Source organism: Streptomyces anthophorae (assembly GCF_049310305.1).
GTDB lineage: Bacteria > Actinomycetota > Actinomycetes > Streptomycetales > Streptomycetaceae > Streptomyces.
The window spans coordinates 4,649,693-4,661,986 of the sequence record NZ_JBLWQQ010000001.1; the positions used below are offsets into that span (position 1 = coordinate 4,649,693).

Below are 12,294 nucleotides of genomic sequence, written 5' to 3' on the forward strand. Positions count from 1 at the left end.
TCTTCATAGGGCCCCGGTCGCAGCAGCGGCCGGGGCTTTGTGCTGTCCGGGACGCCTAGGGGACGCCTAGGGGACGTCTTTACCTGTGCGATTGCGTGGCGGGAATCCGTCGCACGCCGGACACCGCACTGAGTGGAACGGCAGGATGGCCGTCCATGGGGAGACTCCTGAGGCGGCTGAGGAAGGGGCGGCGCGGTCGGGGCCCGGCGCGAGGCGCTGCCGGGGCGGGGCTGTTCGCGGCCTTGGTGCTGGCGCTGCCGGGGGCGGCGTCGGCGGCGGGGAACGGAAATCCGTACGAGTTCGCCGAGGGCGCTCAGAGCGTCGACGGGGCGCGCAGTGGTGCGACGGCGGCGCAGCTCAAGACGGGCGCGACCTACCGGAGTTCACTCGCGGCGGGGGACGGCGCCACCGCCTACTACCGCGTCGAACTGGACGGGGCCGCCACCGCGTACGCCTCCGTCGTGGCCGTGCCGCCGCTGGGTTCGGGGGTGAAGGCGACGGCCGCGGACGGCATCGCGGTGTCGCTGCGGGACAGCCAGGGGAATCAGTGCGATGCCGAGCGGGCGACGTTCCGCTCCGGCTCCTATCCGCGGCCGGTCGCGGCGGCGGTCGAGCGTCCCGTACGTCCCGGTGGGCTGCGGTGCCAGTCGGCGGGGACGTACTACGTGGTCGTGGAGCGGACGGCGGCGGCCGGGTCGAGTCAACGGGACTGGGGGCTCGAACTGCGGGTGGCCACCGAGCCGGGGCTTGTGTCCGCCGCCCCGAGCGCGGGAACGCGGTCCTGGCCCTCGGAACCGGCGGCGCTGCCCTCGGGGGCGGGCGCGCGGCGCAGTGGGGGCACCGGGTTCAACGATGCGAGGGCGCTGACGTCCGGCACTTGGAAGGACCGGATCGGGCCGGGGCAGAGCCACTTCTACCGGGTTCCGGTGGACTGGGGGCAACAACTCGCCCTCGGTGCCGAGTTGGACGGTGCGACGGGGGACGGGGCCCGCGGGACGGTCCCGGGGGCGCTCGACATGGAGCTGTACAACCCCGCGCGGGCGCCGGTGGCGACGAAGGGCGCGACGTACACGGGTGGCGAGGCGTCGGCCGTGCTCGATCCGCTGCCGCCCGTCGCGTACGGGAACCGTCTGCTGTCGCGCGGGGACGAGGCGGCCACGGGGCTCGCCGGCTGGTACTGGCTCAAGGTCACGCTCAACCCGGCGATGGCGGGGAAGGCCGGGGGTGGGGGCCTCGGGATGACGGTGCGGGTGGCCGTCGACGGGGACGCGAAGCAGGCGCCCGACTATGTGCGGGATCCGGGGGAGTTCCAGGTGACGTCCGAGGACCTGGCAGCCGCCGAGCGGGGAGAGGGCGGGGCGGAATGGGACTTCGGGTCCGGCTCCAGGTCCGCTCCGGGGTCGGGTTCGGGGGGTGGACCCGGTTCTGAGGCGGGTTCTGAGGCGGGTTCCGCGAGTGGCCGTGGCGGGGCTTCCGGAGGCGCGGTCGCTTCGTCCGCCGCGCCGGGGGACCACCTGATGACGGTGGTGGGGGTGTCCGGGGTCGGGACCGGGAGTGCGCTGGTGCTGTGGCTGGGGGTGTGGCGGATGGTCGCCGTGCGGAAGGTGCGGCGGGCACAGGGGTGAGCGGGGCGCGCGCCCCGGGCTCGGCCGGAGCGGTCAGGGGCGGGTCAGCGCCCAGATGCCCACCGCGAAACAGACCAGAGCCAGGAGCAGCACCGGGATCGCCACTCTCGCGGGTGGTCCTGGCCGGGCCTGGGGAACTTCTCCGTCGCCGGATGCGTACAGAGAGTGACGGGCCTGGGGAGGGTCGAGCGGGGAGGGGGCGGACGGGTGAGGGGCGAGAAGCGGTCGTTCGGGGTCCGGTTCCGGAGCGTGTACGGGTACGGGCTCGCGGGCGGGCGTCGGTTCCGGGTGGAGCGGTGGCGGCGTGGGCCCGGCCGACGACGGGGTGCGCGTGTGCGTGTGCGCGGCCGGTGGCGTGGCGCGGCTGACCGGCGGCGGGGTGAGACCGGTCGGCGGCGCAGGCGGCATCTCGGGCACTGGGGGCGCCTGGGGCACGGGAGGTGCCTGCGGGGCCGGGGGCACTTGGGGCGCGGGCGGAGCCGCACCCTCCGGGAACGCCATGCGCTCGGGGGCCCCCGCTCCCTCACGGGAAGCCGAGCCCTCGGGGGGTGCCGTCTCCTCGGGGTAAGCCAAGGAATCGGGGAACGACGCTCCCGGGAACGGTGTCTCCTCGGGCGAGGCCGCTCCCTCAGGGAATCGGGAGGGACCGGGAGAAGCCCAGGGGCCGAGCTCCGCACCCTGGCGGTGAGCCAGGGAACCCGGGGATGCCACGCCCTGGGGGGACGCCGCGGCCTGGGGGGACTGCATGCCCAGTGGGTACGGCGTGTTCTCGGCGGGTGGCGTTCCCTCGTGGAACGGGTCGGGCGGTGCCGTTTCCTCCCGGGGCGCCGAGGGCGGCTCAGGTGGGGTCGAAGGGCGTGGCGGGAGAGGGGAGTTGGTGGGGGGTGGCGGAGCGTGCGGTGGCACTGTCCCCGTTCCAGGCCCGGGGGCCGGCGAGGCCGCTGCCTGCTCGCTCGGGACCGGCGGGGCCGCTCCTTGTCCGCTCGCGCTCGTGCTCGGGATCGGCGGGGCCGCTCCCTGCCCGCTTGCGCTCGCGCTCGCGCTCGGGGTCGGCGAGGCCGCCCTCTGGCCGGTCGGGACAGGGCCGTGAGCCGGGGAGGCGGGGCCCCGCCCTGCCGTCGACTGCTCGTGCACATCGGGTCCGGCCGCAGGGGTGCCCGCCCCGCTCACCGGCCGGGCCCGGCGGCCCCGTACCGCAGGGCCGCCGGGGCCGAAGCCCGGGGGAAGGGGGCCGAGTTGGTCGAAGACCTCGATCAGCTCGTCGTCGGGGCCCGGATCCGGGAGGAGTTCGGCGGCGGCGAGGAGGGCCTTGCGGGCGCCGGTCGCGGTGCGGAACCGCGTATCGGGGTCCGGCTGCAACAGCCCGGCGAGAACGCCCCACAGCGGCCCCGGCACGCCCTGCGGAGCCCGCGGGGTGCCGTGTTCCTCGAAGTGTTCGATCAACGCCTTGGAGTCGGGCCTGGCGCCCTCGAGGAGATGGAGCGCCACGAGCCCCGTGGCGAACAGGTCCGCGGGGAAGTCGGGTTCCGCGCCCATCTCCTGTTCGGGCGCGAAGTACCCCGGAGTACCCACCACGTAGTCCGCCTCCGTCAGACGCGGCTCGCCCTTGCGCATCGCGATGCCGAAATCGGACACACGCAGATGCGGCAACCCCGTACCGGTGGCCTCGAGCAGGAGATTCGCCGGCTTGATGTCGCGGTGCACCACGCCCTCGGCGTGCACGGCGGTGAGCCCGGACAGGAGCTGGTCGAGAAGGACGCAGACGAACTGGGGCGGCAGCGGCCCATAGTCCGCGACGAGATGGACGAGCGAACCGCCGGCGACCAGGTCCATGGTGAACAGGACCTTGTCGTCGTCCGCCGCCCAGCTGGCCGGGGCCAGGACATGCGGGTGATCGATGCGCAGCGCCTGCTCGCGCACGAAGCGCAGCAGAGTGTGGGCGTCGGACTGTTGCAGGACCTTCGCCGCCACATAGCGACGGCGCCGGTGGTCCCAGGCGCGCCAGACCGCGCCCACTCCCCCACGGCCGATCGGATCGGCCAGTTCGTACCGGCCGGCGAAGACCTCACCCATCGTCGTGCGTCGCTCCCCTCCCGGAGCCGGACACAGTGCCGCGCCAGACCGGGGTCAGCTCTGGTGCGACTGGTAGTGGGCGACCGCGTCGGAGGTGCGCCCCGCGCCGTACACCCGGAGGAACTCTGCCAGTTCGGGATGGCTGGGGGCGAGCGAGTCCGCCGCCTCGATGATGTCGCTCGCGGCCGAGACGGAGCGCAGCAGCGACTGGATCTCACGCACCACGCGCTTCACGGTCGGCGCGCCCGAACTGTTCGACGCCTGCCCCGTGTTGCTGAGTACCGACCCGCCCTGCGACTTCCTGATCTCGTCCATCCGCTCGGTGGCCTCGGCCGCACTGACGCTGCCGTCGGCGACCTGACCCGCGAGGGACTGGAGCAGTTGCACGCGCTGCACCACAGCGGGGTTGCCGATCTTCGCGCGCTGACCGCTCATCAGCTGCGACAGCATGGGGGCGGAAAGCCCGAGCACTCCCGCGAGGCGGGCCTGATTGAGCCCCAGGTCCTCGATCAGCCGACGGAAGAGCGCCCCCAGCGGCTCCCCGTACCAGTTCCGCTGGAGCTCCCTGGCTCTTGCGGTGGCTTCCTGCTGTGCGGCATCCATTGCGTCTCCCCATCGCTTCCCCAAGTACGGTCCTTCGCTGCCGCGAAGCACGTGGGGCATCTTACGGAGAGTGGTCGCCCGCCGGGACCCCCAATCTTTTTGCAGGATTCAGGGGGTGACCCGGTACTCTGGTCTGCGGTGCCGAACCGGAACGTGAAACTTCCGGTGGGACGCATCGTTTTCGGGGCCTTAGCTCAGTTGGTAGAGCGCTGTCTTTGCATGGCAGATGTCAGGGGTTCGACTCCCCTAGGCTCCACAGCAGAAAGCCCCTCCGACCAGGTTCTCCCTGGTCGGAGGGGCTTTCGCCGTATCGGACCTCAGTGCTCGTCCTCCACGGAGGTATCGGCCTCGGCCTGCTTCGCCTGCACCTCGGGGTCGAGAATGTCCCGCCCGCTGCCGTCGACCGACGTCAGCGGGGCGCTGTCGGGGACCTCGGTGGCGGCCGGCGGCTCCACCAGCCAGTCCGGGTTCGCCTGCTTGTCCCACCACTTCCACGCGGCGAACGCGCCACCCGCGAGGATGCCGAGCACGACGAGACGCTTGGCGAGACGGCCGGAGCGCGCCCGGCGCTCGTGCTTGCGCACCAGCTTGCGGATCTCCTTCGGCGAGACGTCGCCGCGCAGTCCGGAGTACGCGGCGCTGCCGCGGGCCACGGCCTCCCTGCGTACCGGCTCGGACGCGGCGACCGCGGACTCGATGCGCGGCTTCGAATAGGCCGCCGCCTGCCGGGCAGCCTCGCGGGTGCGGGCCGCCGCGTCGTGCGCGGCCTGGTCGAGCTTCGGCGGGACATGTGTCCGCGCCTGCTCGAGGCGCGGAGCGAGATGCGTGTCGTACTGGGCACGCGCCTGGTGCGCGGCCTGCGAAACCTTGGGCCCGAGCGCGACGCGCGCCTCCTGCGCGTACGTCGTGGCACGGTCCCTCGCCGACTCGGCGTAGGGCGCCACCACTTCCGCGGCGTGCAGGACGCTGTCCTTCGCCGAGCCGGTCGCGGCACGCACGCTGTCGATGCGGGTCACGGGATCCTCCTCCTCGGTGGCGTACAGGTTTTTCACCTTTCCACCCTTTCGCGGATCATGCCTGCAGGGAGCGTCAATGCGGTGGTAAGGCTTGGTACGGCTTGATAAAGGGACTTGGCGACGACAATGCCACGGATCGTGGCGGGGCGCGCCTCTTCGACTGCGAGTAGACCGGTTTTCTGCTGCTGAAACCCCCGCACGACCCCGACAAGTCCGTCCGGGCCCACCGAGAGTGCGCCGTGCGAGGATCGGGGGGCACACATGTCAACGGAAGGCAGATCGTGGCCGAGCAGCTGTACGCCACTCTCAAGACCAACCAGGGCGACATCGAGGTCCGGCTGCTGCCGAACCACACCCCCAAGACGGTCAAGAACTTCGTGGAGCTCGCCAAGGGCGAGCGTGAATGGACCAACCCGCAGACCGGGGAGAAGTCCACAGCACCCCTCTACGACGGCACGATCTTCCACCGCGTCATCGGCGGCTTCATGATCCAGGGCGGCGACCCGCTGGGCAACGGCACGGGCGACCCCGGCTACCAGTTCGAGGACGAGTTCCACCCCGACCTGGCCTTCGACAAGCCCTATCTGATGGCCATGGCCAACGCGGGCCCCGGCACGAACGGCTCGCAGTTCTTCATCACCGTGCAGACCACCGACTGGCTGACCCACAAACACACGATCTTCGGTGAGGTCGTCGACGAGGCCAGCCAGAAGGTCGTCGACGCCATCGCCGGCCTGCGGACCAACCCGCGCACCGACCGGCCGGTCGACGACGTCGTGATCGAGACCGTCTCCGTAGAGACCCGGTAGTCCCACAGGGAACCAATGCGCCCCGCCGTCCGTCGCCAGTTCGTAGGCACGGGGGCGGGGCGGTGCGCTGCGCGGCCGCGCAACGACGACGTACGCACATCCGACCGCTCGACCACAGACCCGAGGGGACGACCGCCATGGACCAGGCGCCCGGCAGCCCGCAGGAACCGAAGGACACCCAGGGCCTGCCCGGCTGCTACCGGCACCCGGACCGCCCGACCGGCATCAGCTGCACCCGCTGCGAACGGCCCATCTGCCCCGAGTGCATGGTCAGCGCCTCCGTCGGATTCCAGTGCCCGGAGTGCGTGCGCAGCGGCTCGGGAACCGGACACGCACCGAGCGCGAACCAGCCGAGGACCATGGCGGGCGGCACGATCACCTCCGACCCGCGCCTGGTCACCAAGGTGCTGCTCGGGATCTGTCTGGCCGCGTTCGTGGTGCAGATGACGGTCGGCGACCGGTTCACCGAGCGGTTCGAGATGCTCGGCCTCGCCTGGGTGCCCGACCTCGGCGGCCTCGAGGGCGTCGCGGAAGGCCAGTGGTACCGACTGCTCACGGCGATGTTCCTGCACGGCTCCTATGTCCACATCGCCTTCAACATGCTCAGCCTGTGGTGGATCGGCGGCCCGCTGGAAGCGGCGCTCGGCCGCGCCCGCTACATCGCGCTGTACCTCGTCTCGGGACTGGCAGGCAGCGCGCTGACCTATCTGCTCGCCGCCCAGAACCAGCCCTCGCTCGGCGCCTCCGGCGCGATCTTCGGTCTGTTCGGTGCGACGGCGATCCTGATGCGGCGGCTCAACTACGACCTGCGGCCGGTCATCGCGCTGCTCGTGATCAATCTGATCTTCACGTTCAACCCGGCCTTCAACATCGCCTGGCAGGCGCACATCGGCGGCCTCGTCGGCGGCCTGATCGTCGGCTACGCCATGGTCCACGCCCCGCGAGAGCGTCGCGCGCTCGTGCAGTACGGGGCCTGTGCGCTTGTTCTGCTCGCCGTCCTGGTCACCGTCGTCGTCAGGACCGCGCAGCTCACCTGAGCCCGGTTGTCCACGGATGTTGAGCAAGGTTGTCCACAGCGGGTGGTGGATCTTGTGCATCCTGTGGGGAACAGCTGTGCCCCTCGTCATCAACCCGGGTTTGACCAGGAGAGACAAGGGGCGAACAGGTGGTCGAGCGGGGTTGGTGCAGTCACACCGGCGTCAACGCTCGGTGGGTTATCCACAGATCATGCGACCTTTTCCACGGCTGTGGAAAATCAATCCAAGTCTGTGGATAACTCAGTGGATAGCTCAGGGCAGAGGTACTGCCACAGCTACTTCCACTGGGTGGAGACGCCGAAGCCGCCGGCGATGAAGCCGAAGCCCACGACGATGTTCCAGTTGCCGAGCGCCTTGATCGGCAGCGTGCCGTCGGCCACGTAGAAAACGACGATCCAGACGAGCCCGATGAGGAACAGCGCCAGCATCACTGGTGCCACCCAGCCGCGGTTGGTCAGCTTGATATTGGCTGCCTGCTTCGACGCCGTCGGCGGCGTGTAGTCGGCCTTCTTGCGGATACGTGACTTCGGCACGAGGGTCTCTCCTGTCGATGCGCTGCGTGGCCGCGCAGAGTACGTGGGCTGGCTCCGGAGCAGCGTACAAGGGGAAGTTGTGGGGATTCCCCGTGCTCCTCCGGGCGTCCGTTAGCGTAGTGCTTCCGTGGCGTCGAAGGAGATAAGGGTACGTTGAGCAATTCCGCCGACTCTGCCAAGAGTTCCGCTCGTGGGCGCCTGCGGCCCGTGCGGTTGCTCACCGTCGGCGTTTTCGCGCTCGCCGGCCTCATCTTCTTCACCAGTTTCAATACGGCCAAGGGCACCAATATCCGGACGGACGGGTCCCTGCTGAAGCTCTCCGATCTCATCCAGGAGCGCAGCCGCAAGAACAAGGACCTGGAAGCGGTCAACAGCGGGGTCCGCGGCGACGTCGAGCGTCTCGCCGAGCGCGACAACGGCTCCACGAAGGCCGACGACGAGAAGCTGTCCGGCCTGGAGAAGGCGTCCGGGACGAAGAAGGTCAAGGGTGAGGCGATCTCCGTCACACTCGACGACGCCCCGCCGAACGCCGCCCCCAAGCTCCCCGGCTACCCCGACCCGCAGCCCAACGACCTGGTCATCCACCAGCAGGACCTGCAGGCCGTGGTGAACGCCCTGTGGCACGGCGGCGCCAAGGGCATCAAGGTCATGGACCAGCGCCTCATCTCCACGTCCGCCGTCCGCTGCGTCGGCAACACCCTGATCCTCCAGGGCCGCGTCTACTCGCCCCCGTACAAGATCACCGCGGTCGGGGACCCGGAGAAGTTGAAGCAGGCGGTCGCGGCCTCGCCCGAGATCCAGAACTACATGCTGTACGTCAACGCGTACGGGCTCGGCTGGAAAGTCGAGGACGACGGGGCGATGACTCTTCCCGGTTACTCGGGCACAGTGGATCTCCACTACGCGAAGCCCGTGAACTAGCCATGGAGTAGCCGCCGTACTGGGGGGCCTGTGTCGGTACGTGTCGTCATCAGGACATTCAGCGAGGTCTGCATCACCAGCGGCGCCCTGATCGTGCTGTTCGTCGCGTACGTGCTGTTCTGGACCGGTGTGAAGGCCGACAGTGCGATGGGCGGTCAGATCGACGACCTCCAGGACCAGTGGGCGAAGCGGCCGGTGGCCAGTGCGGCGCCCGACGGCGGTACCAGTACGGCGCCGCCGAAGCAGGGCCCGTACAAGGACGGCAAGCCCTTCGGTGTGATGTACATCCCGCGGCTCGGTTTCACGTGGAACAAGCCCGTGCTCCAGAACACGAAGGTCGACACCCTCAAGAAGGGGCTCGGGCACTACGCGGGCACGGCCCAGCTCGGGGAGAAGGGGAACTTCGCGGTCGCCGGGCATCGGCGTACATACGGCGACCCGTTCAAGGACTTCCCGAAGCTCAGGCCGGGCGACCCGGTCGTGCTCACCGACGGGACCACCTGGTTCACGTACGTCATCGACACCAAGCCGTACAAGACGCTGCCGAGCGACGTCGGAGTGATCGACCCGGTGCCGGGCAAGTCCGGTTACAAGGAGCCCGGTCGCTATCTGACGCTGACGACCTGTGAGCCGGAGTGGGGCCACAGCCACCGGCTGATCGTCTGGGCGCATCTCGATGCCACTCAGCCTGTGGAGGCAGGCAAACCGAAAGCGTTGCGCCGTTAGTCTGGTGCCGTAATCGCAGAACGGTGGAAGGGGAGCCCGGCATGTACGGCTGGATCTGGCGGCATCTGCCGGGGAACACCTGGGTGAGGGCGGGGATCTCCGTCCTGCTCGTCCTGGCGGTCGTGTACGTCCTCTTCCAGTACGTCTTCCCCTGGGCCGAGCCGCTGCTGCCCTTCAACGATGTGACGGTGAACGGCCAGTGAGCACCAGCAAGACCCGCATTCTCGTCGTCGACAACTACGACAGCTTCGTCTTCAACCTCGTCCAGTACCTGTACCAGCTGGGTGCCGAGTGCGAGGTCGTGCGCAACGACGAGGTGACGACTTCGCACGCGCAGGACGGCTTCGACGGCGTGCTGCTCAGCCCGGGCCCGGGCGCCCCCGAACAGGCCGGTATCTGCATCGAGATGGTGCGGCACTGCGCGGCGACCGGTGTGCCGGTCTTCGGCGTCTGTCTCGGGATGCAGTCGATGCAGGTGGCGTACGGCGGCGTCGTGGACCGCGCTCCGGAGCTGCTGCACGGCAAGACCTCGCTCGTCGGGCACGAGGGCAAGGGGGTCTTCGCGGGCCTCCCCGACCCGTTCACGGCCACCCGCTACCACTCGCTGGCCGCGGAGCCCGGCACCGTCCCGGAGGAGCTCGAGGTCACGGCGCGCACCGAGGACGGCATCATCATGGGCCTGCGCCACCGTGAACTGCCGGTCGAGGGTGTGCAGTTCCACCCCGAGTCGGTGCTCACCGAGCACGGGCACCTGATGCTCGCCAATTGGCTCGTCGAGTGCGGGGACGCGGGCGCCGTGGCCAGATCGGCCGGGCTCGCGCCGGTCGTGGGCAGGGCCTCGGCGTGACCGCGTTGCGCCCCGAGCAGGACGGTGAGGCCGGCGGGTTCGAGGACGCCGTGCGTCGCCTCGACGACCCGCTGAACGACCCGTTGCCGGGGCAGCATCCGTCGCCGTGGTTCCGGCCGACGGGAGCGCAGGAGCAGGAACCGCAGCCGGCGCCTCAGCAGGGGCAGCCGCGGGCGCAGGGGCCGAAGCGCCGTATCGAGCCGGAGCCCGAGTGGTACGACCCGCAGGGGTACGCCCAGGACTGGTACGGCGGCGCGCGGCAGCAGGCCCCGGAGCCGGCGCCCGTGGCGCCCGTGGCCCCAGCGGTCGTGCGGCACACTCCTGAGCAGGCCCCTGAGCCGGTCCACACTCCCGTACGGGATGAGCCGGAGCCCGAGCCGGTGCGGGACGACGAGACCGTCGCCCTGCGTACCGCGGACACCCGGCGAATAGCCGGGACGCCGCCGGTCACCGGTGGCCGGGCCGCGCGCAGGAAGGCCGCCAAGCGGGGCGGCGGACGGCATTCGGCCGCGACCGCCAGCGAGCAGGAGCAGGGCTCGGAGACGGGGGCGGACGGGAAACCGCTGACCCGGGTCGAGGCGCGGGCCGCGGCGCGTGCCGCCAAGCCGGGTGCCGGGGTGATCGCGAGCCGGGCGGTCGGTGAAGTCTTCATCAGCATCGGGGTGTTGATGCTGTTGTTCGTCACCTACCAGCTGTGGTGGTCGAACATAAGGGCCCACGACATTGCCGGCAGTGCCCGGCACAGCCTTGAGGACGACTGGGCCAACGGGAAGCGCAAGCCCGGCGCGTTCGAGCCGGGGCAGGGCTTCGCGATCCTCTACATTCCGAAGCTGGATGTCGTGGTGCCGATCGCGGAGGGCATCAGCAAGCCGCAGGTCCTCGACAAGGGCATGGTCGGGCACTACGACAAGGACAGCATTCCGACCGCGATGCCGGACGCGAAGAAGGGGAACTTCGCGGTCGCCGGGCACCGCAACACCCATGGCGAGCCGTTCCGCTTCATCAACCGTCTCGAACCGGGTGACCCGATCGTGGTCGAGACGCAGGACAAGTACTACGTGTACAAGATGGCGAGCATCCTTCCGCAGACGATGCCGTCGAACACGGCCGTGCTGAACCCGATCCCGGTCGGCTCCGGATTCACCAAGCCGGGGCGATACATCACTCTGACGACGTGCACTCCGGAATTCACCAGTACGTATCGAATGATCGTCTGGGGCAAGATGGTCGAGGAGCGTCCGCGGAGCAAGGGCAAGCCGGACGCGCTCGTCGAATAACCGGGGACCACCGGGCACCAGGCATCGGGCAGTACGGCGCACAGAGACGGGGCATGACGCAGTGGCAGCGACGACCGACCATGGGGAAGAAGCCGCACCGAAGGACCCCTCGCCCGCGCCCGCGCCCCGGCGCGGCAAGATCGCGACCGCTGTCAGTGTCTTCGGTGAACTGCTCATCACCGCGGGCGTGATCCTCGGTCTCTTCGTCGCCTATTCACTGTGGTGGACCAACGTCGTCGCGGATCGTGCGGCGGGCAAGCAGGGCGACAAGATTCGCGACCAGTGGAAGGGCAACAGCGGTCCCGGCGCGCTGGACACCAAGAACGGCATCGGCTTCCTGCACGTGCCCGCGATGAGCGGTGGTGAGGTGCTGGTCGAGAAGGGCACCGACACCAAGATCCTCAACGATGGTGTCGCCGGCTACTACACGGACCCGGTGAAGGCGACGTTGCCGACGACGGGGAAGAACGGCAACTTCTCGCTGGCCGCGCACCGGGACGGGCACGGCGCCAAGTTCCACAACATCGACAAGATCGAGAAGGGCGACCCGATCGTCTTCGAGACGAAGGACGACTGGTACGTCTACAAGGTCTACGACATCCTTCCGGAGACCTCGAAGTACAACGTGGACGTCCTCGACAAGGTCCCCGAGGAGTCGGGCAGGAAGAAGCCCGGGAAGTACATCACCCTGACGACCTGCACGCCGGTCTACACGTCCACGTACCGGTACGTGGTGTGGGGCGAGCTGGAGCGGGTCGACAAGGTGGACGCGGACCGGACGCCGCCGAAGGAGCTGCGGGAGTGACAGGACGTCACTCCCGATAAGG

At 69.8% G+C, this 12,294-nt stretch carries 13 protein-coding genes and 1 tRNA gene; 10 read left to right on the forward strand and 4 right to left on the reverse strand.

Features of this window, described 5'->3' with window-relative positions; genetic code table 11:
• The first annotated feature begins 155 nt into the window (after window positions 1-155).
• Complete coding sequence (locus ACNYS0_RS21200; RefSeq protein WP_422475828.1) at window positions 156-1,625, forward strand: hypothetical protein; 1,470 nt, start codon at window positions 156-158, stop codon at window positions 1,623-1,625.
• A gap of 33 nt (window positions 1,626-1,658) precedes the next feature.
• Here the strand turns inward: ACNYS0_RS21200 and ACNYS0_RS21205 are convergent, their stop codons facing one another.
• Both ACNYS0_RS21205 and ACNYS0_RS21210 read right to left on the reverse strand, forming a co-directional pair.
• Window positions 1,659-3,698, reverse strand: a complete 2,040-nt coding sequence (locus ACNYS0_RS21205; protein ID WP_422475830.1) for a protein kinase domain-containing protein — start codon at window positions 3,696-3,698, stop codon at window positions 1,659-1,661.
• Between the two features lie 54 nt (window positions 3,699-3,752).
• A complete protein-coding gene (locus ACNYS0_RS21210; protein ID WP_422408346.1) occupies window positions 3,753-4,301 on the reverse strand; it encodes a helix-turn-helix domain-containing protein in 549 nt (182 codons plus the stop codon).
• A 183-nt stretch (window positions 4,302-4,484) separates the two neighbouring features.
• On the opposite strand from ACNYS0_RS21210, the gene ACNYS0_RS21215 reads away from it, so the two are divergent.
• Window positions 4,485-4,557, forward strand: a tRNA-Ala gene (locus ACNYS0_RS21215).
• Window positions 4,558-4,618: 61 nt separating this feature from the next.
• Here the strand turns inward: ACNYS0_RS21215 and ACNYS0_RS21220 are convergent.
• The gene (locus ACNYS0_RS21220) at window positions 4,619-5,317 is read right to left on the reverse strand and encodes a DUF5324 family protein (RefSeq protein WP_422482741.1); all 699 of its coding nucleotides are present in this window, start codon (window positions 5,315-5,317) and stop codon (window positions 4,619-4,621) included.
• Window positions 5,318-5,598: 281 nt separating this feature from the next.
• On the opposite strand from ACNYS0_RS21220, the gene ACNYS0_RS21225 reads away from it, so the two are divergent.
• Both ACNYS0_RS21225 and ACNYS0_RS21230 read left to right on the forward strand, forming a co-directional pair.
• Window positions 5,599-6,126, forward strand: a complete 528-nt coding sequence (locus ACNYS0_RS21225; RefSeq protein ID WP_422475832.1) for a peptidylprolyl isomerase — start codon at window positions 5,599-5,601, stop codon at window positions 6,124-6,126.
• Between the two features lie 137 nt (window positions 6,127-6,263).
• Window positions 6,264-7,163 (forward strand): rhomboid family intramembrane serine protease, encoded by a 900-nt coding sequence (locus tag ACNYS0_RS21230; RefSeq protein WP_422475834.1) that lies wholly within the window; start codon window positions 6,264-6,266, stop codon window positions 7,161-7,163.
• Between the two features lie 275 nt (window positions 7,164-7,438).
• On the opposite strand, the gene crgA is transcribed toward ACNYS0_RS21230, so the two are convergent.
• Window positions 7,439-7,696, reverse strand: a complete 258-nt coding sequence (gene crgA, locus ACNYS0_RS21235; RefSeq protein ID WP_385759110.1) for a cell division protein CrgA — start codon at window positions 7,694-7,696, stop codon at window positions 7,439-7,441.
• Window positions 7,697-7,849: 153 nt separating this feature from the next.
• On the opposite strand from crgA, the gene ACNYS0_RS21240 reads away from it, so the two are divergent.
• The 6 genes from ACNYS0_RS21240 to ACNYS0_RS21265 all read left to right on the forward strand — a co-directional run bounded on the left by ACNYS0_RS21240 (window position 7,850) and on the right by ACNYS0_RS21265 (window position 12,272).
• Entirely contained in the window at window positions 7,850-8,617 is a 768-nt protein-coding gene (locus tag ACNYS0_RS21240; RefSeq protein ID WP_422475836.1) for a DUF881 domain-containing protein, read from the forward strand.
• A gap of 30 nt (window positions 8,618-8,647) precedes the next feature.
• Window positions 8,648-9,343 carry a class E sortase gene (locus ACNYS0_RS21245; RefSeq protein WP_422475837.1) on the forward strand — a complete coding sequence of 232 codons (696 nt, stop codon included), beginning with the start codon at window positions 8,648-8,650 and terminating at the stop codon, window positions 9,341-9,343.
• A gap of 41 nt (window positions 9,344-9,384) precedes the next feature.
• On the forward strand, window positions 9,385-9,546 hold the full coding sequence (locus ACNYS0_RS21250) for a hypothetical protein (RefSeq protein WP_306322671.1): 162 nt from the start codon (window positions 9,385-9,387) through the stop codon (window positions 9,544-9,546).
• Window positions 9,543-10,190, forward strand: a complete 648-nt coding sequence (locus ACNYS0_RS21255) for an aminodeoxychorismate/anthranilate synthase component II (RefSeq protein ID WP_422475839.1) — start codon at window positions 9,543-9,545, stop codon at window positions 10,188-10,190. Before ACNYS0_RS21250 ends, ACNYS0_RS21255 begins: the two co-directional genes overlap by 4 nt.
• Window positions 10,187-11,467, forward strand: coding sequence for a class E sortase (locus ACNYS0_RS21260; RefSeq protein WP_422475840.1), 1,281 nt, complete (start codon window positions 10,187-10,189; stop codon window positions 11,465-11,467). Before ACNYS0_RS21255 ends, ACNYS0_RS21260 begins: the two co-directional genes overlap by 4 nt.
• 61 nt (window positions 11,468-11,528) lie before the next feature.
• Entirely contained in the window at window positions 11,529-12,272 is a 744-nt protein-coding gene (locus tag ACNYS0_RS21265; RefSeq protein WP_422475842.1) for a class E sortase, read from the forward strand.
• Window positions 12,273-12,294 lie beyond the last annotated feature (22 nt).

Excerpts from the sequence above, each read along its gene's own strand:
- ACNYS0_RS21200 (WP_422475828.1), top strand. The coding sequence starts at position 156 with ATGGGGAGACTCCTGAGGCGGCTGAGGAAGGGGCGGCGCGGTCGGGGC.
- ACNYS0_RS21205 (WP_422475830.1), bottom strand. The coding sequence starts at position 3,698 with ATGGGTGAGGTCTTCGCCGGCCGGTACGAACTGGCCGATCCGATCGGC.
- ACNYS0_RS21210 (WP_422408346.1), bottom strand. The coding sequence starts at position 4,301 with ATGGATGCCGCACAGCAGGAAGCCACCGCAAGAGCCAGGGAGCTCCAG.
- ACNYS0_RS21230 (WP_422475834.1), top strand. The coding sequence starts at position 6,264 with ATGGACCAGGCGCCCGGCAGCCCGCAGGAACCGAAGGACACCCAGGGC.
- ACNYS0_RS21250 (WP_306322671.1), top strand. The coding sequence starts at position 9,385 with ATGTACGGCTGGATCTGGCGGCATCTGCCGGGGAACACCTGGGTGAGG.